This window comes from Caballeronia sp. ATUFL_F1_KS39, assembly GCF_023630985.1.
In the GTDB taxonomy this organism is placed as follows: domain Bacteria; phylum Pseudomonadota; class Gammaproteobacteria; order Burkholderiales; family Burkholderiaceae; genus Caballeronia; species Caballeronia zhejiangensis.
In genome coordinates this window covers 26,548-47,771 of record NZ_JALQDZ010000041.1, presented here as the reverse complement: position 1 = coordinate 47,771, position 21,224 = coordinate 26,548, and the positions used below count along the sequence as shown (strand labels likewise).

Below are 21,224 nucleotides of genomic sequence, written 5' to 3'. Positions count from 1 at the left end.
TCAAAGAAGCGAGATTCCGACGAACCTGAGAGACCTGAATTCTAGGCAGAAAGGTCCACCGGTTCTAATAGCATCGCGTGATGGCTCGGATAAAACTTTCTTATATCGGGATTACACAGGATGACTCTTGCCTTTCTTTTTGGTGCCTTGGCTCGGCACGACGAAGCCGGCCCGCCACCCGCCATCACCGCAGCGGCGCGATCCCGTCCGCGACGCCGGCTGGCATGCAGATATGCTTGAGCTCGGTGAAATCCGCAAGGGCATCATAGCCATGAAGCCGTCCCAGCCCGCTTTGACGATAGCCGCCGGTTTCCGCCTCGGCGAATAGCTTGTTGTGATCGTTGATCCACACCGTCCCGTTGCGCAGCGCCCGCGCCATGCGAAACGCGCGCGGACCATCGTTCGTCCACACGCTCGCGGAGAGGCCGAAAACCGTATCGTTGGCTTTCAGAATCGCTTCCTGCTCGTTCTCGAACACCTCCAGCGTGACGAACGGACCGAATATCTCGTCCTGACAGAAGAACGCCTTGGGGTCGGCATGCTCGACGAGCGTCGGCGACAGAAACGCATGTCCCGATGGAGCACCGCGCAGCAGCACGCGATCGGCAGTCGCGCACGCACGTTCGATCGTGTGCTCGACGGAATCGCGCGTGGCGGCGTCGATGAGCGCGCCGATATCCGTCGCCGGATCGATGCCCGGCCCCACCTTCAGCGACGCGAGCGCCGACGCGAGCTTCTCGCGCATGTCCGCCGCCCGCGACGCATGAACCAGCACGCGGCGCGCCGCGGTGCATTGCTGACCCGAGATGATCGTCGCGGCCCGCGCGAGACGCGGCGCGATGGCGTCGATATCCGCATCGCCGAACACGACGCAGCACGACTTGCCGCCGAGTTCGAGCGACAGCTTCTTGATGCTGTCCGCCGCCGCGACCATGATCTTCTTGCCCGTCGCGGTCGATCCCGTAAAGCTGAGGACATCGACGCCGTGTGAATCCGCGAGCCGCTCGCTCGCCGCATATCCGCGCTCGTTGACGAGATTCACGGCGCCCTTGGGCAACGCGGTGAGCTCGAAGCAGCGCATCATCGCGGCCGTCACGAGCGAAGTCTGGGCGGCGGGCTTGACGATCGCCGTGCAACCGGCCGCCAGCGCGGGCGCGAGCGAGCGCACGAGCAACACGGCGGGCGCGTTCCACGGCACGATGATCGCGACGACGCCGGCCGCTTCGCGCAGCATCGTCGATATCGTGCCGGGTTCAGGCTCCAGCACATGCCCGGCGATATGGCGCGCAAGACCCGCGTAATAGCGCACCTCCGAGATGGCGCCCGCGATCTCGCCACGCGACTGCGCGATCGTCTTGCCGTTCTCGCGCGTGAGCAGCGTCGCGAGCGACTCGCGCTCGTGGTCCAGCGCCGCGGCCCACGCCAGCAGCACGTCCTGACGCAAACGCGCGTCCTGCGCCCACGTCGTGCGATCGAACACATGTCGCGCGGCGGCGATGGCTGCGTCGGCTTCGTGCGCGCCGCCGTCGGCATATTGGCCGATGGCTTCCCCCGTCGCGGGGTCGATGCTGTCGAGCGTCGGCGTGCCGGTCCATTCGCCGGCGATCCAGTGTCGTGCGTTCATGCGGAGCTTTCCTTGATTAAGGGGGAGGGTTCGTCACCCGAAAAGTTCGACGCCCGATGCAACTCGTCGCCGATGATCGCGATGAGCGCTTCGGCCGCCGCGCTCAACGGGCGGCGCGGATGGCTCACGCAGAGAATGTGTCGCACGATGCGCGGCGCAAGAATCGGACATGCGCGCAACGTGCCGTGCCGCGCGGCCCGCTCGACGACGATGCGCGGCAGGATCGTCGCGAAGCGCGTATTTTCGACGAGCTTGAGAATGGTCGACAGCACGTCGATCTCGAAGCGCGGCGCAAGCAGGATGTCTTCGTGCTGCGCGGCGCTGTCGAGCACGCCGCGCAGACCGTGGCGCTTGGTCGGCAGCACGAGTTCCAGTTCCGGCAGTTGCGCGAGTTCGATCGCGTGCGGCAGATCCGGTCCATGCGTCGCACTGGTGGCGAGCACCATCTCTTCGTCGAGCAGCGGGCGCGAGTCGAGCGAAAGACGCGCGCGCGGCTTGTTGATGATGGCGGCATCGAGCTGGCCGCCCGCGACCCAGTCGATGAAGGTGGCGCTGTAGCCATCGGCGACGGTGACTTCGACATCCGGGTAACGCGCGTGAAAGCGCGACAGCGAATCCGCGAGCACGCTCTCCGTCACCGATGCGATCAACCCTATGCCGACATGTCCCGTGACCACTTCGTCGCGCTGCACGAGTTGCTGCCGCGCGTGGGCCAGGTCCCGCATGATCGGCAAGAACAGGCGGTACATCAGCCGTCCCGCGGCGGTCGGCGCCATGCCGTGCGCGCCGCGCTCGAAAAGCTGCTGATGCAATTCGTCCTCGAGCTTCGCGATCTGCATGCTGAGCGCGGGCTGCACGATGTTGAGACGCTTGGCCGCGCGCGTGACCGAGCCGTCCTCGAACAGCGCGATGAAGTACTGGATTTGCTTGAGGTCCATGTTCCGTGGGGTATCAGCGATGCTAATAGGCGACCGCACCGTTATCAGACTGCTTCGATGGACCGCGCCGGGCGTTTGTTCAGGCTTGCTGCTCAAGCGCCCATTCGCGCGTGCTCCATTGATACGTGAGCGCAACAACCGTGTCATCCGGGCTAGCACCGATATAAGCACGAATGATTCGGCGCATCAATAAACAGTATTAGCCGTTATGGGGCGATCTCGCTACGCTTCATCCAATGCGCTGGCTTTGGCAGGCGCGCCCAGATGGAGACGCTGATGAACACACGCGATGCCGCAACGAACGGCAATCCCGCATTCTCGTGGGCCCCGGATCGCACCGATACCGGCTCCCTTTCGCTGCGCGACTGGCTCGCGCATCTTGCGCGGACCGGCCGCGTCGCGACGATCGACAAGCCCGTTGCGCTCGAACATGAACTCGCTGCCATCGCCAAGCGCCTCGACGGCACGCAGGCGGCGTTCTTCACGCAGCCGGGCGGTCACGCGGTGCCTGTCGTCAGCGGCTTCATGGCGAAGCGTGCATGGATCGCGGAAGCGATGGGCGTCGACGAAACCGAACTGCTCGCCCGCTTCTCGGCTGCTGCTGCTGCGCCGCTTCCATCGAAACGCGTCGAACGTGAAAACGCGCCGTGCCAGCAAGTCGTGCATACGAACGGCATCGACCTGCACGCGCTGTTGCCGATTCCGACGCATAGCGAACACGACAACGGCCCGTACATCACCGCGGGTCTCGTGATTGCACGCAATCCGCGGACCGGCGTGCAGAACGTTTCGATCAACCGCATTCAGGTGCATGGCCGCGACCGCATGGCGATCCTGCTGCTGCCGCGCCACCTCTATGCCTTTCAGCGCGCGGCGGAAGAAGCCGGCGATGCGCTGGATGTCGCCGTAGCCATCGGCGTCGATCCGCTCACGATGCTCGCTTCGCAAGCGATCACGCCGATCGATCACGACGAGCTGGAGATCGCGGGTGCGCTGCATGGCGCGCCGCTGCCCGTCGTCGCGTGCGTGACGAACGGCGTGCATGTGCCGGCGTTCGCGGAGATCGTGATCGAAGGGCGCATTCTGCCGGACGTGCGCGAGCCGGAAGGCCCGTTCGGCGAATTCCCGAAGTACTACAGTGCAAAGGAAGCGCGCGAAGTCATCGAAGTGACGGCGGTGACGCATCGGCTCGATCCGGTCTTTCATACGATCGTGCCCGCCGAGATGGAGCATCTGCTGCTCGGTGCGATTCCGCGCGAAGCGACGCTGCTCGCGCACCTTCAACGCAGCCATCCCAACGTGAAGGACGTGCATCTTTCGGTGGGCGGCGTGTGCCGTTATCACCTGTGGGTGCAGTTCGACAAGAAGCGCGAGGGCGAAGCGAAGAACGTGATCCTCTGCGCGTTCGGCGCGCATTACGACATCAAGCAAGTGGTCGTAGTCGATCCCGATGTGAACGTGCACGATCCCGCCGAAATCGAATGGGCCATCGCGACGCGTTTTCAGGCGGACCGCGATCTCGTCGTGATCGCGGGCGCGCAGGGTTCGCCGCTCGATCCGTCGACGACTGTCGGCCAGCCCGCCGATGCGCCCGCGCATCTGCAAGGCATGAGCACGAAGATGGGCCTCGATGCGACGCGCCCCGTCGTCTATGCCGAGCACGTCTTTACGCGCGTGCGCATTCCCGGACAGGACGCAGTCGATCTGGACGCGCTCGTCGCCGCCGACAACAGCGCACTGGACGCCTACCTGGCGCGCAATCATGGCTGAGCAGAAGAAGCGCATCGTCGTCGGCATTTCCGGCGCGAGCGGCGCGGTGATCGGCGTGCGCCTGCTCGCTGCGTTGCGGCGGCTCGGCACGCACGAGACGCATCTGATCGTGTCGGCATCGGGCGCGGTGACGGCGGCGCAGGAACTCGGGCTGACACGCGGCGACATCGACCAGCTCGCCGACGTCGTCCACAACGTGCGCGATATCGGCGCGTCGGTCGCGAGCGGATCGTATGTCAGCGACGGCATGGTGATTGCACCGTGTTCGATGAAGACGCTCGCGGCCGTCGCCAACGGCTTCGCCGACAACCTGCTCACGCGCGCCGCCGACGTGATGCTCAAGGAACGCCGCCGCCTCGTGCTCGTCGCGCGCGAAACGCCGCTCAATCTCGCGCATCTGCGCAACATGACGCTCGCCACCGAAATGGGCGCGATCGTGATGCCGCCGGTGCCCGCGTTCTACGCGCATCCGAAGAGCATCGACGATGTGGTCGATCACACGGTCGGGCGCATTCTCGATCTCTTCGGCATCGAGCATCAGGAGATCGCGCGACGCTGGAGCGGCCTCGCCGATGCATTCGGCCGCCGCGCGCAAGATGAGGAATGATGCGATGAATCAGCGCGATACCGCCTTCGCAGATATCAATGCACGCGTCGCCGACGACGCCGTTGCCACGCCGCAGCGCCACGTCGGCCGCGCCATGCAGCGCCTCGAAGATCCGGCGATTCTCACGGGCCGCGGCCGTTACGGCGATGACATTGCCGTGAAACCAGGCACGCTGCACGCCGCGGTCCTGCGCTCGCCGCACGCTCATGCCGACATCGTTTCTATCGACACGGACGCCTCGTTGAAGCTGCACGGCGTGCATGCGGTGCTCACGCGCGACGATCTGCGTGCGTGGTCGCGTCCGTTCGTCGTCGGCGTGAAATCGCCGATGGAACAGTGGGCGCTCGCCATGGACCGCGTGCGCTATGTGGGCGAGCCGGTCGCGGTCGCCATCGCGGATTCGCGTGCCCTCGCGGAAGACGCGCTCGATCTCATCAAGGTCGAATACGCGACGCTCGATCCGGTCACGTCGATCGAGCAGTCGGTGCGGGACGACGCGCCGTTGCTGCACGAGCGCGTCGGCAGCAACGTCGTCAGCGACCGGCATTTCCGCTACGGCGAGCCGGAAGCGGCGTTCGAGAACGCGCCGCATCGCGTGAAGCTCGTCGCGCAGTATCCGCGCAACACCTGCGCGCCGATCGAGTGCGGCGTCGTGATCGCCGAATATCTGTCCGGCGACGAAGGCTACGACGTCACGTCGAACTTCATGGGGCCGTTCTCGCTGCACGCCGTCATGGCGATGGCGCTGAACGTGCCAGCGAACCGTCTGCGCCACAAGGCTCCGCGCGACTCGGGCGGCAGCTTCGGCGTGAAGCAGGCCGTGTTTCCGTATGTCGTGCTGATGTGCCTCGCGTCGCGCAAGGCGGGCGCGCCGGTGAAATGGGTCGAGGACCGGCTGGAGCACCTGAGCGCGGCGACCTCCGCGACGGCGCGCCTCTCGACCATCGAGGCGGCGGTGCAAAGCGATGGCCGCATCGTCGCGCTGTCCTACGACCAGCTCGAAGACGTCGGCGGTTACGTGCGCGCGCCGGAGCCCGCGACGTTCTACCGGATGCACGGCTGTCTGACGGGCGCGTATGCGATCCCGAATCTGCTCGTGCGCAATCGGGTCGTGCTCACGAACAAGACGCCGACCGGCCTCGTGCGCGGCTTCGGCGGACCGCAGGTGTACTTCGCGCTCGAGCGGCTGATTCAGCGCATTGCCATCGAACTGAAGCTCGACGTGCTCGACGTGTATCGCCGCAACTTCGTTCCCGCCGATGCGTTTCCGTATCGCGCGGCGGCCGGCGCGCTGCTCGATTCAGGCAACTATCAGGAAGCGCTGCGCCGCTCGATCGACGAAGGCGGCTACGCCGAACTCGTCGCACGCCGCGATGCCGCGCGCAGGGAAGGGCGGCTCTTCGGCATCGGCTTCGCGGCGATCGTGGAGCCGTCGGTATCGAACATGGGCTACATCACGACCGTCATGCCCGCCGACGCGCGCCGCAAGGCCGGGCCGAAGAACGGCGCGATCGCGAGCGCCACAGTCAGCGTCGATCTGCTGGGCGGCGTCGTCGTGACGATCGCATCGACGCCCGCGGGGCAGGGGCACATGACGGTGTGCGCGCAAGTCGTCGCCGATGTGCTCGGGCTGGACCCGAAGGACATCGTCGTCAACGTCGAATTCGATACGCACAAGGACGCGTGGTCCGTCGCGGCGGGCAACTATTCGAGCCGCTTCGCGGGCGCGGTGGCGGGCACGGTGCATCTGGCCGCCACGCGCGTGCGCGAGAAGCTGTCGCGCGTGCTCGCGAAGCAGTTCGGCTGCTCGCCCGACGAGATCCGCTTCGAAGGCGCGCGCATCTTTCCTGTGCACGCCGAGGATCGCGCGCTGCCGTTCGCGCGCGCCGCGAGCAATGCGCCGCACTGGGCGCCCGCGCTCCTGCCCGAAGGCGAGGAGCCGGGCCTGCGCGAGACGGTGTTCTGGTCGCCGCCGCACATGGACGCGCCCGACGAGGCCGACCGCATCAACACGTCGGCGGCGTATGGCTTCGCGTTCGACATGTGCGGCGTCGAAGTGGACCGGGCGACCGGGCGCGTGCGGATCGACCGTTATGTCACCGTGCACGATGCCGGCACGATCCTCAATCCCGCGCTCGCCGATGGCCAGATTCGCGGCGCCTTCGCGCAGGGCGTCGGCGCGGCGCTGATGGAGGAGTTCCGCTACGGCGCGGACGGCAGCTTCCAGTCCGGCACGCTCGCCGACTATCTGATGCCGACGACCTGCGAAGTGCCCGATCCGGTGATCGTGCATCTGGAGACGCCGTCGCCGTTCACGCCGCTCGGCGCGAAAGGGCTCGGCGAAGGCAACAACATGAGCACGCCGCCGTGCATCGCGAACGCGGTGGCCGATGCGCTCGGCGTCGAAGACATTCGCTTGCCGCTCACGCCGTCCAGGGTCATGGCGATGATCGGCATCGACGATCCGGAGCCGTCGCGCCCCGAATATCGCGAAGCGCCGGCGGCGAAGCCCGCGACGCCGGGCGGCGGACGCGCACTGACGGCGCAGGGAAGCGTCGATCTGCCCGCGACGCCGGAAGCCGTGTTCGCCGTGCTGCTCGATCCGAAGGCGCTCGCTAACGTGATTCCGGGCTGTCATGCGCTCGAAGAAACCGCGCCGAACCAGTATCGCGCGGACGTGACCGTGGGCGTCGGCCTCATCAAGGCACGTTTCGAGGCGCGCATCGGCTTGTCGGAGATCGACGCGCCGCATCGTCTGCGGCTGGCGGGCGCGGGCACGTCGCCGCTCGGCAGCGCGCGCGGCAGCGGTCTCGTCGAACTGAAGCCGCAAGGCAGCGGCACGCGGCTCACGTACGACTACGAAGCGCAGGTGTCGGGCAAGGTCGCCGCGGTCGGCGGCCGCATGCTCGAAGGCGCGACGAAGGTCGTGCTGAATCAATTGTTCGAATCGCTCGGGCGGCAGGCGGCGGGCAAGCCGGTGCAGACGCGCGGATCGTGGCTCGCGAGATTCCTCGCACGTTTCAGGAGGCGCGCATGAAGCCCGTAGCGTTCGATTATCTGCGCGCGCCGACCACGCAGGACGCGCTCGACGCCCTTGCGCAATACGGCGAGGACGCGCGCGTGCTGGCGGGCGGACAGTCGCTGATGGCCGTGCTCAACATGCGGCTCGCGCAGCCGAAGATGCTCGTCGATATATCCCGCACCGCCGAACTCAGTGCCGTGCGCATCGACGAGAAAGCGGGGCGGCTCGTCGTGAGTGCGGCCGCGACGCAAGGCAGCGTCGAATGGCGCGCGACGCTCGCAGAAGAAGTGCCGCTGCTCGCGATGGCCTTTCCGCATATCTCGCATTTTCAGATCCGCAATCGCGGAACGGTGTGCGGATCGATCGCACATGCGGACCCGAGCGCGGAACTGCCGCTCGTGCTCTCGGCGCTCGGCGGCGACGTGATGCTGCGCTCGAAGAAGAAGCGGCGCACGCTCGCCGCGCAGGATTTCTTTCAGGGCATGTTGATGACCGCGCGCGAGCCGGACGAACTCGTCGAAGCGGTGCGCTTTCCGCTGCGAAAAGCTGGCGAGCGCTACGCGTTCAGCGAATTCTCCGCGCGTCACGGCGATTTCGCGATCGTCGCGTGCGCGGCGGTCGTATCGGACGATGCGATTCGCATCGCGGTGGGCGGCGTCGCCGACAGGCCCGTGGTCGAAAGCTGGCCGCGTCTCGCAGGCGACGACCTGCGCGGCGCACTGAACGATTTGAGCTGGAAACTGAACGCGCAGGACGACGCGCATATCAGCGCGAAATATCGCCGGAATCTGGTCCGGCAACTCGGATGGCGTGTGATCGAGGAGGCGAAGTGAGCGACATGTCGGCAAACATCATGCGGCGGGACGAACGGCAGCGCATCGCGCTGACGCTCAACGGCCGCGAACGCAGCGGCCATTGCGAGCCGCGCGAACTGCTGTCGGATTTCATCCGGCACGAACTGGGCGCGACCGGCACGCACGTCGGCTGCGAACACGGCGTCTGCGGCGCATGCACCGTGCACGTCGATGGCGTCGCGGCGCGCGCGTGCCTGATGCTCGCGGTGCAGGCGGACGGACGGCGTATCGATACCGTCGAAGGTCTCGCGCCCGAGCAGACGCTCGGCGACCTGCAGCAGGCGTTCCAGCGGCATCACGCCTTGCAGTGCGGCTTCTGCACGGCGGGCATCCTCATGTCGTGCGCGGATTATCTGCAACGCGTGCCGAATCCGACCGAGGAGCAAGTGCGCGAAATGCTGTCGGGGCATATCTGCCGCTGTACGGGCTACACGCCGATCGTGGCGGCGGTGCTCGACGTGGCGGCGCGCCGCCGGACGCAAGCGGACACGAGCGAGGTCGAACATGCTTGATCTCGGCCGCACCTTTCTGCAAAGCGTCGAGCGCAGTCCGAACGCGCTCGCGCTCGTCGATGGCGAACTGCAACTGACCTATGCACAGTGGCATCGCGTGATCCTGAATGTCGCCGATGGCCTGCGCGCGCTCGGTCTCGAACGCGGCGACCGGCTGCTCGTCGTGCTGCAGAACCGCTGGGAAATGGCGACGCTGCATTGGGCGGGACAATTCGCCGGCATCGTGATCGTGCCGCTCAACTGGCGCGCGAAGCCGGAGGAACTCGACTATTGCGTGACCGATGCCGGCGTGAAGGCGATCGTCTACGAGCCCGTTTGCGCCGATGCCGTCATCCAGAGTCCGGCTGCGCAGAACGTGCCGCGCATCGGCCTCGACGATGCGCCCGGCCGCAACCTGGGCTTCGATGCGCTCGTTGCCGACCGCAGCGAAGCGCGCCACGACGCGACGACGCGCGCCACCGCCGACGACATCTCGCTGATCCTCTACACGTCCGGCACCACCGGCAAGGCCAAGGGCGTGCCGCGGCGTCATCGTCACGAACGCGCGGGCGCGCTCGCGCATGTCGCGCAGAACCTGTATCGGCGGGGCGAGAGAACGCTCGGCGTGATGCCGCTCTATCACACGATGGGCGTGCGCTCGCTGCTCGCGATGGCGCTCGTCGACGGCCTGTTCGTCTGCGTGCGCCGCTGGAACGCGAAGCTCGCGCTCGAATCCATCGCCGCGCACGGGCTCACGTGCCTCTACCTCGTGCCGACGCTCTATCACGACCTGCTCGCCGACAAGACGTTCGCGGCCACGGACACGTCGTCGGTCAGGAAGCTCGGTTTCGCGGGCGCGCCGATGAACGACGGCCTGCTCAAGCGCCTGTCTGCCGCCTTCGAGCCGGAACTCTTCGTCAATCACTATGGCTCGTCCGAGGTCTATACGTTCAGCATCGATCAGGACGCGACGAAGAAGCCCGGCAGCGCGGGGCGCGCGGGCATCAACACGCGGCTGCGCGTCGTGAAGCTGGATGCCGTATCGCCCGATCAGATCGCCGCTGTCGGCGAGGAAGGCCAGATCATCGCGGACCTGCTCGGCGACGAGGCTTTCGAAGGCTACTGGAATCGCCCGGACGCGAATGCGAAGTCGCTGCGCGAAGGCTGGTACTTCACCGGCGACACCGGCTACTTCGATGCCGACGGCGACCTGTACGTCACCGGCCGCGTCGACGACATGATCATCAGCGGCGGAGAAAACATCTCGCCCGTGGATATCGAATCGGTGCTGTCGCTGCATCCGGCCGTCGACGAAGTCGCGGTCGCGGGCGTCAAGGACGAGCGATGGGGCCAGCGCGTCGTCGCGTTCATCAAGCGCCGCGAGTTCGTCGATGCAGAAGCGCTCGACGGCTGGTGCCGTCAGTCCGATCTCGTCAACTTCAAGCGGCCGCGCGAATACGTGTTCGTCGACGACATACCGAAGTCTCCGGTCGGCAAGATCCTGCGCCGCAAGCTGCAGGCCGGCGAATACGCGAGCGAGACCCACGCAACCTCTACAGAGACCACCAAGGAGTAACCGAACATGAGCGATTTGAACCATCGCGGCCAGACGCTGCTGCAAGACCTGGACGGCTTTTCAGTCGAGATCGACGCCGCCCGCGAGCGCGCCGACATCATCCTGCATCGCCCGCCGTTCAACGTCATTTCGATGCACGCCCGCGACCAGTTGCGCGCTGCATTCGAGGCGCTCGACGAGGACGACCGCGTGCGCGTGATCGTCGTGCGCGCCAGGGGCGAGCACTTCTCGAGCGGCGGCGACATCAAGGGCTTTCTCGAGGCATCGCCGGAACATGTGTCGAAGCTCGCGTGGAATATCGCGGCGCCCGCGCGCTGCTCGAAGCCGGTCATCGCGGCCAATCGCGGATTCTGCTTCGGCGTGGGCTTCGAGTTGTCGCTCGCGTGCGATTTCCGCATCGTCACCGATACGACGTTCTATGCGCTGCCGGAGCAGAAGCTCGGGCAGATTCCCGGCTCGGGCGGCTCGGCGCGCTTGCAGTCGATGGTCGGCATCGGCCGCACGAAGGACATCGTGATGCGCTCGCGCCGCATTCCCGGCAAGCAGGCGTACGAATGGGGCATCGCGGTGGACTGCGTGGCCGACGCGGAACTCGAATCGGCGACGGATGCGCTCGTCGACGAACTGCGCGCGTTCTCGCCGCTGGCACAGCGCACGGCGAAGAAGCTGCTGAACGACTCGGAAGACGCGCCGCTTTCGATCGCGATCGAACTCGAAGGCCATTGCTATAGCCGCCTGCGCTCGTCGGACGATTTCCGCGAAGGCGTCGAAGCGTTCCACGGCAAGCGCAAGCCGGTGTTTCGCGGGTCCTGATCCCGCGCTTTGCACAATAAAAGGAGACAGGCGATGGAGCGCTTCGATGTCGTGATCGTGGGCGGCGGCTCGGCGGGATGCGTGCTGGCGCATCGGCTGTCGGCGGTGCCGTCGCTGCGCGTCGCGCTGATCGAGGCGGGCGCGGATACGCCGCCCGGCGCCGTGCCCGAGGCCATTCTCGACAGCTATCCGATGCCGGTCTTCTGCGGCGATACCTACATCTGGCCCGACCTGAAAGCGAAGGCCACGAAGGATGCCGCGCCGCGCGTCTACGAGCAGGGCCGCGTGATGGGCGGCGGCTCGAGCATCAACGTGCAGTCGGCCAATCGCGGCCTGCCGCGCGATTACGACGAATGGGCCGCGAACGGCGCCGATGGCTGGGCGTGGCGCGACGTGCTGCCGTACTTTCGCAAGCTCGAACGCGACGTGAACTTTCCCGGCGGCGAGATGCACGGCAGCGACGGCCCGGTGCCGATCCGCCGCATCATGCCCGACGACTGGCCGGCGTTCTGCCACGCGTTCGCAAAGGGTCTGCGCGAGAACGGGGTCGCGCAGTTGCAGGACCAGAATGGCGAGTTCGGCGACGGGTTCTTTCCCGGCGCGTTCTCCAATATCGACGATCGGCGCGTGTCCACGGCCATCGCCTATCTCGACGAGGCCACGCGCAGGCGTCCGAATCTCGCGGTCTACGCGAAGCTGCGCGTGGAACGCATCGTGATGGACGGCGCGACGGCGCGCGGTGTCGTCGCGATTGCGGAGAACGGCGAGCGCGTTCAGTTCGATGCGGACGAAGTCGTGCTGAGCGCGGGCGCGCTGCAGTCGCCGGCGATGCTGATGCGCGCGGGCATCGGCGATGCGCGCGAGCTCGCGGCGCTCGGCATCGCGTGCGAAGTGGACTTGCCGGGCGTCGGACGCAATCTGCAGGATCATCCGTCGCTGACGTTCTGTCATTTTCTCGAGCCGCGCTTTCGCATGCCGCTCGCACGACGCCGCGCCAGCATGATGGCCGCGCGTCTGAGTTCCGGCGTCGCGGGCTGCGATGCCTCGGACCTGTATCTGTCGAGCGCGACGCGTGCGGCGTGGCATGCGCTCGGCAACCGGCTCGGACTCTTCTTTCTGTGGTGCAACCGGCCGTATTCGCGTGGCCGCGTGCAGCTCGCATCGCCCGATGCGGCCGCCGCGCCGCGCGTCGATCTCAATCTGCTCGACGACGAACGCGATGTGCAGCGCCTCGCCGCGGGCGTGCGGATGCTGGCGAGCGTGGTCCACGCATCGGGACTCGGGCGCAGTTCGCGCGACTTCTTTCCGGCGGCGTTTTCTGCGCGCGTGAAGGCGCTGAGCCGGGTCGGCGAGGGCAATGCGCGCCTCACGTCCGTTCTCGGCGTGCTGCTCGATGCGCCCGCGCCGGTGCGCCGTTTCCTCATCGAACGCTTCTTCACGCGCGGACTGAAGATGGACGCGCTGCTCGCCGACGACCGCGCGCTCGCCGCGTTCATCCGCGCGAACGTGTTCGGCGTGTGGCACGCGAGCGGCACATGCCGCATGGGCGGCGCGGAGGATCGCGATGCCGTCACGGATACCGAAGGGCGCGTGCACGGCGCGCGCGGCTTGCGCGTCGTGGATGCATCGCTGATGCCGAGGCTGCCATCGGCCAATACGAACATACCGACCATCATGATCGCCGAGAAGATCGCCGACGCGATGGTCGCGCAGCGAAGCGCGAGCATGGCCCCGCCGCTCGCCGCCGCGTACTGACACTGCTCGAGCAATTTCGTTTTTCAATCGTAACAAGAGCACGCATCCATAAAAGCGTGCCTGCGGTAATCCAAAGGAGATACACATGTCCGTAGCAGCGCAAGACGGAGCCGCCGTGCTTCCGGCAAATCAGCGGCAGATCATGGGTGCAGTGATGGCGTCCTGCATCGGCTGGGCCCTCGATCTGTTCGACTTGTTCGTGTTGTTGTATGTGGCGCCGGTTGTCGGGCGTCTGTTCTTCCCGTCCGAACACGCGATGCTCTCGCTCGCGGCGGTCTACGCTTCATTCGCGGTGACGCTGCTGATGCGTCCGCTCGGCTCCGCGCTCTTCGGCTCGTATGCGGATCGTCGCGGCCGCAAGGGCGCCATGATCTTCGCGGTCGTCGGCGTCGGGTTGTCCACTGCGGCTTTCGGCGCGCTGCCGACGGTCGCGCAGGCCGGCATCGTCGCGCCGATCCTCTTCCTGCTGCTGCGTCTCGTGCAGGGCGTGTTCGTCGGCGGCGTGGTGGCGTCGACGCATACGATCGGCACCGAATCGGTCGCGCCGAAATATCGCGGCGCGGTGTCGGGGCTGATCGGCGGCGGCGGCGCGGGACTCGGCGCGCTTCTGGCATCGCTCACCTTTCTCGCGATGTCCGCGCTCTTTCCCGGCGATGCCTTCGACGTGTGGGGCTGGCGCTGCATGTTCTTCACCGGGATCGTGAGTTCGGTGCTCGGTCTCTTCGTCTTCAACAGTCTCGAAGAGTCGCCGCTGTGGAAGAAGCTCGCCGCCGAAAAAGCCGCGAAGGCCGCGGCGAATACCGAGCGCGCAAAGGCCGAAGTGGTGCGCTCGCCGATCCGCACGCTGTTCTCGCGCGAGTACCGCGGCGTGTTGTTCGTGAATCTCCTGCTGACCATCGGCGGCGGCAGCGGCTACTACCTCACGTCGGGCTATCTGCCGACGTTCCTCAAGGTCGTGAGCCACGCGCCGAACGGGGCGGCCGCCGCGATCCTGATGATCTGCAGCGTGGCGGTGGTGATCGCATCGGTTTTGGCGGGGCATCTCAGCACGTTCATCGGGCGCAAGGGCGCGTTCATCTGGATCGGCATCATCCGGCTCGTCGCCTTGCCCGGCCTCTTTCTGCTGTTGCCGACGGCAGAAAGCATCACGATGATCGGCGTCTATGCGGTGTTGTTGTCCGCGCTCGGCAGCGCCGGTTACGCGCCCATACTGATCTTCCTGAACGAGCGCTTTCCGACCGCGATTCGCGCGACCGGAACGGGCCTCTCGTGGAACATCGGCTTCGCGATCGGCGGGATGATGCCGACCTTCGTCTCGCTCGTCGCGAAGGATGCGAGCCAGTTGCCGTCGACGCTCGCGATTTTCGTCGGCGCGATCAGCGTGATCTTTCTCGTCGGCGCGTTCGTGGTGCCGGAGACGCTCGGCAAGCTCGAGAACGGCAACGCGGGCAGTCCTTCGTGACCTTCACGGCGCGCGTCATTCCGGCGCGCGCGTCGTCACGCGTCCGATCTCCTCGGCGATGATCGCGATCAATGCCTCGGCGGCCGGCCCGATCGGCCGCTTCGGATGCGTCACCTGAATGATGTGGCGCACGATGGGCGGCGCCGAGATCGTGCGTATGCGCAAGCGGCCTTCGTCCGCTTGCGCCTGCACCACGACGCGCGGCAGGATCGTCGCGACGCTGCTCTGCTCGACGAACTGCACGATGGTACTCAGCAGATCGATCTCGAACTTCGGCTGGATGACGACATCGGCCGCCATCAGGGCGGCATCGAGCGCGCCGCGCAGACCGTTGCGCCGCGTAGGCAACACGAGCTCGATGTCCGGCTGCCCGGTCAGATCGATCGTGCCGGGAAGCTCGGGGCCGTGCAGCGCGCTCGTCACCAGCACCATTTCTTCGACGAGCAACGGCTTGACGTCCAGCATCAGGCGTCCGCGCGGCTTGTTGATGATGGCCGCATCGAGCCGGCCCGATTCGACGGCGTCGATCAGTTGCGCGCTGAAGCCATCGGCGACGGATACTTCGACTTGCGGGAAAAGCGCATCGAAGCGGGCGAGCGATTCGGGCAATACGCTCTGCGCTTCCGACGAGACCATCCCAAGCGACACGCGGCCCGTCACGATGACATCGCGACGGCTCAGGTGCTCCCTTGCGTGGTCGATGTCGCGCAGGATCGGCGTGTAGAGGCGGTACATCAATCGTGCGGCTTCGGTGGGCGCCATGCCGTGCGGCCCGCGCTCGAAGAGCTTCTGCCGGATCTCGGATTCGAGTTTGGCGACCTGCATGCTGAGCGCCGGCTGCGCAATGTTCAGCCGCTTTGCGGCACGCGTGACGGTGCCTTCCTCGAAAAGCGCGATGAAGTACTGAATCTGCTTCAGTTCCATGAGACGGGGTGTGCGGGACGGTCCGTGAACATAGTACCGCGCGCCGTCTTTCAGGGGGCGGCGTCGCGTCGCCAACCGGAGAATCGAGTCGCCGGTTGCCTGCAACGAGACCGCCCCGGCCGCCGTCAGCTCGTCGCGATGACGGCGATCTCCACCAGCAACGCAGGCGACGCGAGCTTCGCTTCCACGGTCGCACGCGTCGGCGCGCAGCCTTCGGGAACCCACGCATCCCACACTTCGTTCATGCCCGCGAAATCACGCGCGATATCCGACAGCCACACTTGCGCCGACACGAGACGGGTCTTGTCGATGCCCGCCTTGTCCAGGAAGCCATCGATCTTTTCGAGCACCTTTGCCGTCTGCAGCTTGATATCGGGCGTCTGATCCGCGGACGTCTGCCCGCCGATGAACACGAGTCCCGCCGCCTTCACGACGCGGCTCATGCGCTGATTGGTGTCGATGCGAACGATATCGCTCATTACTTGTTCTCCTTACGAAAGGGTTGGGGAATACGGATCAGTGCGTGACGAGCGGCAACGCATCGGCGGCTGCCGACGTGGCGCGCACATCGAAACGGTCGATGGCGAATGCATCGAGCGACAGCGACGGCTCGCCGTCGAGCATGAGTTCGGAGACGAGCTTGCCGCAGCCCGGCCCGAGCTGAAAGCCGCTGCCGCAATAGCCGAACGAGTAGTACAAATTCGACGCCGTGCGGCTTGCCGAAATCACCGGCAGTTCATCTTCGGTAAATGCTTCGACGCCCGCCCACGCGCGATTCACGCCGAGATGACGCAGATGCGGAAAAAGATCCGTGACCGTCTGCGCGCTTTTCACGAGGCGCATGAAATCGACTTCGCCGTGACGGTTCGCCAGTTCCGCGATGCCGATCAGCTTGCCGCCGATCACGACCGTGCCGTTGTCGAATTGCTTGAAGGACAGCGGACGGCCCGTCGCGCCGAGCGTCGCGCGGCAGAAGGGCGCGACCCGGTGCGTGACCATCAGCATCAGGCCTTCGGGATGCACGGGCACCGGCTCGCCCGCCTGCTTCGACAACTCGCCGGACCACGCGCCCGACGCGATGAGCATCTTCTGCGCGCCGAACGTGCCGCGCGGCGTCTGCGCGAACCATCGCTCGCCGCGCTGTTCGATGCGTCTCACCGGCGTGCCTTCCAGAAAGCGCACGCCCAGACGTTGCGCCGCGAGCCTGAAGGCAGTCGTCGTGCGGTACGGCAACGCGTAGCCATCGCGCTCGACCCAGATGCCGCCGGTCACGTGCCTCGCGAGCGCCGGTTCCAGTTCGAGCACGGTTTCGCGATCGATGATCTTCTCGTGCGTGAAGCCATGCGACGCCAAAAGCGCGACGCGTTCGCGGCAGGTTTCGAGCTCGGCTTCCGTTTCCGCGATCTTCAGTTGCCCCGACGGCACGAAGCCGCCATCCTCGCCCAGCAGATCGGTCATGCCGTGCCATATTTCGCGCGACATCAGCGCGAGCGGAATTTCGGGCAGCGGACGCCCGAGCGTGCGCACGCCGCCCGCGTTGACGCCCGACGAATGACGCGCCACGTAATCCGCTTCGAGCACGATGACTTTTACGCCGCGCTTCGCCAGATGCAACGCGCTGCTGGTGCCGTGCAGACCGCCGCCGACGACGATCACATCGCCTTCGCTGATTTCATTCACCGGCGAGTTCTCCGAGCGTGAGCGGTTTGATCGGCGGGCGAATGCGGTAATAGCCGACCTCGGCAGGCGACACGCGCCGCGCATCCGCGATGACTTCCGTCACCGTCAGCCCGCACATGCGGCCTTGGCACGGTCCCATGCCGCAGCGCCCGAACGACTTCGCCTGGTTCGGCCCGACGCAGCCCAGCTCGACGAACTTGCGCAACTCGCCCGCAGTGACTTCCTCGCATCGGCAGACGATGGTTTCGTTCTTCGGAATGCGGTTCACATCGCGCGGACGATACAGCGAATCGAGGAACGGACGGATGCGCAGGGCGCCCGCGAGATCGCGCCTGAGCGCCATCGCTTCGAGATCGCGCTTGCGGGTATCGATCGCGCCGAGTTGCGCCGCCACCGCGACGCCCGCGAGCGCGCCCTGCAAGGCCGCCGCCTGCGCGCCGCCGATCCCCGCGCCGTCACCCGCGACGAAGATGCCGGGCACGTCGAGCTCGCCCCATGCGTCGGTCTTCGGCGTGAAGCAGAGTTGCGCGTTATCCCAGCGATGCGTCGCGCGCAACGCCTGCGTGAACTGCGTATTCGGCACGACGCCCTGATGCAGCAGAATCACGTCCGCTTCGATGCGGTGCGCCGCGCCCTGCGTCGTGAAGCCGAGCGCGCTCGCATGCTCCACGCCGTCGGCGCCGGTGCGCGATTCGACGCGCAGGTCGTCGGCGGCCTCGAACATCGGCACGCCCGCTTCGCGCAGCGTGCGCATCAGCTGCAGTCCTTTGCTGAGATACGGCCACGCGCGCAAGGCCGACAGCATGTGACGCTTCGCGCGCCAGCGGTCTTCGTGGCGCGTCGTGTCGACGAGCGCGCGAATCGGCACGCCCGCGCGGATGTACTGCCAGCCGAGCAGATAGAGAAGCGGTCCGCATCCCGCGAGAATCGGCGGCGCGGCAGGCACTTCGCCCGCGCTCTTGAGCAGGATTTGCGCGGCGCCCGCCGTCAGCACGCCGGGCAGCGTCCAGCCGGGAATCGGAAAAGGCCGCTCCATCGCGCCGCTCGCGAGAATCACGCGCTGGGCGTCGAAGCTGCCGATCCTGCCGTCCTTCAGATAGTTGATGCCGCGCTCGCGCGTGACCTGCCACACGGTCGCGCCCGTCAGATGCCGCGCGCCCGATGCCGCGAACGCCTGGGCGATCGCGCCGCCCGCCGCGTAATCGGGACCGAGAATCTCCTTGCGGCGCGCGTCCGCCCGGCCGATGCCGCGATAGATCTGTCCGCCGGCGGCGTCCTGTTCGTCGATCAACACGGTCTTGAGGCCCGCGCGCGCGGCACGCGTCGCGGCGCTCATGCCCGCGGGACCGGCGCCGATCACGACGACATCGACAGCTTCGGCATGCGACGAAACGAGTTCAGCGGCCATGTGCGTTCTCCAGCGATGCGTCGGCGGTATCGGTGCCGATCGAAGGGGGCAGATCGCGCGCGCCTTCCTGCGACCGGATGCGCATGCCGGCTTTCACTTCGACCATGCAGCTCTGGCGGCTCGGCACGCCGTCGATCTCGACGAGGCATTCGAAGCACGCACCCATCATGCAGTAAGGCGCGCGCGGTGCGCCCGAAACCGGCGTCGCGCGAAACCGCGACACGCCCGCCGCGAGCAAAGCCGCCGCGACGGAGCGTCCGCCTTGCACGGTCAGCGCCCGGTCGTTGAAGAAGATGTCGATGCTCGCGCCGTCCGCGCCCGGCAGCGGCTTGAAAAGCGTAGGTGTCGATGAAGTCATGTCGTGCGTGCTCAATGTGCGGAGATGAGTTCTTTGGCGTGCTCGAAGCGGCGCGCGGAGAAGGTGGGCAGTTCGTCGGGAACCGGTGCGCCGAGAATCCACGGAGCGATGCGCATCGCGTGCGCGGCGGCGAGCGTCACGCCGCTGTGGCAGGTCACGACGAACGCGCCGGGATGCCGCTCCGACTGGTCATAGACGGGAAAGCCGTCGGGGCTGTAGACGCGCAACGCGGCCCACATGCGGACGAGGCGCACATGCTCCAGCAGCGGGAAGGCGCGCACCGCACGCCGGGCGATATCGGCGAGGACGGGCGTGGTCGTGAAATCGTCGAAGCCCACTTCTTCCATCGAATCGCCGAATTGCAGGCTGCCTTCGTCGGTCTGACGCACGTTGAGCGTCGGATAGTGCAGGAACGGCGCGACGCGCTCGCTCACCAGCACTTGTCCGCGATTGGGCGCGACCGGCGCATTCAGCCCGACGAACGGCGCGAGCGTGCGATTGCCGAGACCCGCCGCCAGCACCACGCGTCCCGCGCGATACGTGCCGCGCTTGCCCTGCACGACGAAGCCGTTCGCTTCGGGCACGATGCGCTCGGCGCGCTCGCCGGAAACGAGGCGCACGCCGCGCGTCTGCATCGACGTATGAAGGCCGCGCAGCAGTTTCAGCGGATTCACATGGCCGTCCATCGGCGTATAGCTCGCGCCGATCACCTTCGGCCCGACTTGCGGAATGCGCTCGCGCACTTCGGCGCCGGTGAGGATCTGATACGGGTAATCGCCGAGTTCGGCTTGCAGCGTCGAAAGGCGCTTTTCGCGGTCGGCGAGTTCGGCGTCGTTGAAGCAGAAGTGGAAGCCGCCGGGCTGGCGCAGCGCCACATCGACGCCCGATTCGGCGTGAAGCGACTCCGCGAGCGCAGGCCAGCGCACCGCCGACGAACGCGACCAGCGCGCATACGGCGACAGGCCGTAGCCCTTGCCCTGAATCCACACGAGGCCGAAGTTGCCGCGCGAGGCACGCAAGCCGCCGTCGTCTTCATCGAGCACGGTCACGCGCGCGCCTTCGCGGGCGAGACCGTAGGCGACGGCGGATCCGACGAGGCCGCCGCCGAGAACGAGTACGTCGGGACTAGCAGAAGTCATCGGGCTTCTCCGATCAGAATACGGTCGAGTCCGACCATGCGGTCGAGCAGAATCATCAGGAGCACCGTGCCGACGATCAGCACCGCCGAGACGCTCGCGACCAGCGGATCGATCGTCTGCGCGATCTGGTTGTACATGGCGACCGGCAGCGTCGTGGTGCCGGGCGTGGCGACGAAAATCGTCATCGTCAGTTCGTCGAAGCTCTGGATGAAGGACAGCACCCAGCCGCCCGCGACGCCGGTGCGGATCATCGGCAACACGACGCGGCGAAACGCGGTGAAGCGGCTCGCGCCACAGGACAGCGCCGCGCGTTCGGCATCGCGGTCCAGGCCGACCGCCGACGAGAGCGCGAGCCGCAGCGCATACGGCAGCACGATCACCACATGCGCGCACACGAGCGACCAGAACGATCCCGACAGATTCAGCATCGACAGGAAGCGCAGGAACGCGATGCCGAGCACGACGGCGGGAATCATCATCGGCGAGAGGAAGAAGCCCGTGAGCGCGGCGCGGCCGGGAAAGCGGTAACGCGCGATCGCCAGCGCGGCCGGCACGGCGAGCAGTACGCCGATGGTCGCCGCCGCGAACGCGAGCTTGATCGACAGCCAGAACGCCGACACGATGTCGCCGTTCTCGATGATCGCGTGGAACCAGCGCAACGATGCGCCGTCGAAGGGCATCGAAATGAAGCCCTTGTCGGTGAACGAGACGAGCATCACCACGACGAGCGGCGCGAGAATGAAAGTCAGGAAAAGCGCGTTGAATACGAGCGCGAGCGGGCCGTTCTGCTTCATGTGCGTGTC

Annotated in this window: 18 protein-coding genes; 9 read left to right on the top strand and 9 right to left on the bottom strand. The window is 66.6% G+C overall.

The window, feature by feature from the left end:
* Positions 1 to 184: 184 nt before the first annotated feature.
* On the bottom strand, positions 185 to 1,624 hold the full coding sequence (locus NCR93_RS21375; protein ID WP_175980896.1) for an aldehyde dehydrogenase family protein: 1,440 nt from the start codon (positions 1,622 to 1,624) through the stop codon (positions 185 to 187).
* Positions 1,621 to 2,562 carry a LysR family transcriptional regulator gene (locus NCR93_RS21370; protein WP_008348104.1) on the bottom strand — a complete coding sequence of 314 codons (942 nt, stop codon included), beginning with the start codon at positions 2,560 to 2,562 and terminating at the stop codon, positions 1,621 to 1,623. Before NCR93_RS21370 ends, NCR93_RS21375 begins: the two co-directional genes overlap by 4 nt.
* 276 nt (positions 2,563 to 2,838) lie before the next feature.
* Between NCR93_RS21370 and NCR93_RS21365 the strand changes: the two genes are divergently transcribed.
* The 9 genes from NCR93_RS21365 (at position 2,839) to NCR93_RS21325 (ending at position 14,912) form a co-directional block, all read left to right on the top strand.
* On the top strand, positions 2,839 to 4,332 hold the full coding sequence (locus tag NCR93_RS21365) for a UbiD family decarboxylase (RefSeq protein WP_034471030.1): 1,494 nt from the start codon (positions 2,839 to 2,841) through the stop codon (positions 4,330 to 4,332).
* Positions 4,325 to 4,939, top strand: coding sequence for a UbiX family flavin prenyltransferase (locus NCR93_RS21360; RefSeq protein WP_175980894.1), 615 nt, complete (start codon positions 4,325 to 4,327; stop codon positions 4,937 to 4,939). The genes NCR93_RS21365 and NCR93_RS21360 overlap by 8 nt, the downstream gene beginning before the upstream one ends.
* 4 nt (positions 4,940 to 4,943) lie before the next feature.
* Complete coding sequence (locus tag NCR93_RS21355) at positions 4,944 to 7,976, top strand: xanthine dehydrogenase family protein molybdopterin-binding subunit (protein WP_175980892.1); 3,033 nt, start codon at positions 4,944 to 4,946, stop codon at positions 7,974 to 7,976.
* Complete coding sequence (locus tag NCR93_RS21350; RefSeq protein WP_175980890.1) at positions 7,973 to 8,794, top strand: FAD binding domain-containing protein; 822 nt, start codon at positions 7,973 to 7,975, stop codon at positions 8,792 to 8,794. The genes NCR93_RS21355 and NCR93_RS21350 overlap by 4 nt, the downstream gene beginning before the upstream one ends.
* A 5-nt stretch (positions 8,795 to 8,799) precedes the next feature.
* A complete protein-coding gene (locus NCR93_RS21345; RefSeq protein ID WP_085955302.1) occupies positions 8,800 to 9,327 on the top strand; it encodes a (2Fe-2S)-binding protein in 528 nt (175 codons plus the stop codon).
* A complete protein-coding gene (locus NCR93_RS21340) occupies positions 9,320 to 10,882 on the top strand; it encodes an AMP-binding protein (protein WP_239294829.1) in 1,563 nt (520 codons plus the stop codon). The genes NCR93_RS21345 and NCR93_RS21340 overlap by 8 nt, the downstream gene beginning before the upstream one ends.
* 6 nt (positions 10,883 to 10,888) lie before the next feature.
* A complete protein-coding gene (locus NCR93_RS21335; RefSeq protein ID WP_008348095.1) occupies positions 10,889 to 11,695 on the top strand; it encodes an enoyl-CoA hydratase/isomerase family protein in 807 nt (268 codons plus the stop codon).
* 33 nt (positions 11,696 to 11,728) lie between these two features.
* Positions 11,729 to 13,450, top strand: coding sequence for a GMC family oxidoreductase (locus NCR93_RS21330; RefSeq protein WP_175980886.1), 1,722 nt, complete (start codon positions 11,729 to 11,731; stop codon positions 13,448 to 13,450).
* An 85-nt stretch (positions 13,451 to 13,535) separates the two neighbouring features.
* Positions 13,536 to 14,912, top strand: a complete 1,377-nt coding sequence (locus NCR93_RS21325) for an MFS transporter (RefSeq protein ID WP_008348091.1) — start codon at positions 13,536 to 13,538, stop codon at positions 14,910 to 14,912.
* Positions 14,913 to 14,927: 15 nt separating this feature from the next.
* On the opposite strand, the gene NCR93_RS21320 is transcribed toward NCR93_RS21325, so the two are convergent.
* From NCR93_RS21320 to NCR93_RS21290, 7 genes are all read right to left on the bottom strand, one after another.
* A complete protein-coding gene (locus NCR93_RS21320) occupies positions 14,928 to 15,836 on the bottom strand; it encodes a LysR family transcriptional regulator (protein WP_008348089.1) in 909 nt (302 codons plus the stop codon).
* Positions 15,837 to 15,961: 125 nt separating this feature from the next.
* On the bottom strand, positions 15,962 to 16,315 hold the full coding sequence (locus NCR93_RS21315; protein WP_175980884.1) for a RidA family protein: 354 nt from the start codon (positions 16,313 to 16,315) through the stop codon (positions 15,962 to 15,964).
* Between the two features lie 37 nt (positions 16,316 to 16,352).
* Positions 16,353 to 17,516 carry an NAD(P)/FAD-dependent oxidoreductase gene (locus tag NCR93_RS21310; protein WP_175980882.1) on the bottom strand — a complete coding sequence of 388 codons (1,164 nt, stop codon included), beginning with the start codon at positions 17,514 to 17,516 and terminating at the stop codon, positions 16,353 to 16,355.
* Positions 17,509 to 18,924, bottom strand: coding sequence for an NAD(P)/FAD-dependent oxidoreductase (locus NCR93_RS21305; RefSeq protein WP_008348083.1), 1,416 nt, complete (start codon positions 18,922 to 18,924; stop codon positions 17,509 to 17,511). The genes NCR93_RS21310 and NCR93_RS21305 overlap by 8 nt, the downstream gene beginning before the upstream one ends.
* Complete coding sequence (locus tag NCR93_RS21300; protein WP_033536269.1) at positions 18,914 to 19,282, bottom strand: (2Fe-2S)-binding protein; 369 nt, start codon at positions 19,280 to 19,282, stop codon at positions 18,914 to 18,916. Before NCR93_RS21300 ends, NCR93_RS21305 begins: the two co-directional genes overlap by 11 nt.
* A gap of 11 nt (positions 19,283 to 19,293) precedes the next feature.
* Complete coding sequence (locus NCR93_RS21295) at positions 19,294 to 20,421, bottom strand: NAD(P)/FAD-dependent oxidoreductase (protein WP_175980880.1); 1,128 nt, start codon at positions 20,419 to 20,421, stop codon at positions 19,294 to 19,296.
* Positions 20,418 to 21,215 (bottom strand): ABC transporter permease, encoded by a 798-nt coding sequence (locus NCR93_RS21290; protein WP_175980878.1) that lies wholly within the window; start codon positions 21,213 to 21,215, stop codon positions 20,418 to 20,420. Before NCR93_RS21290 ends, NCR93_RS21295 begins: the two co-directional genes overlap by 4 nt.
* Positions 21,216 to 21,224: the final 9 nt, after the last annotated feature.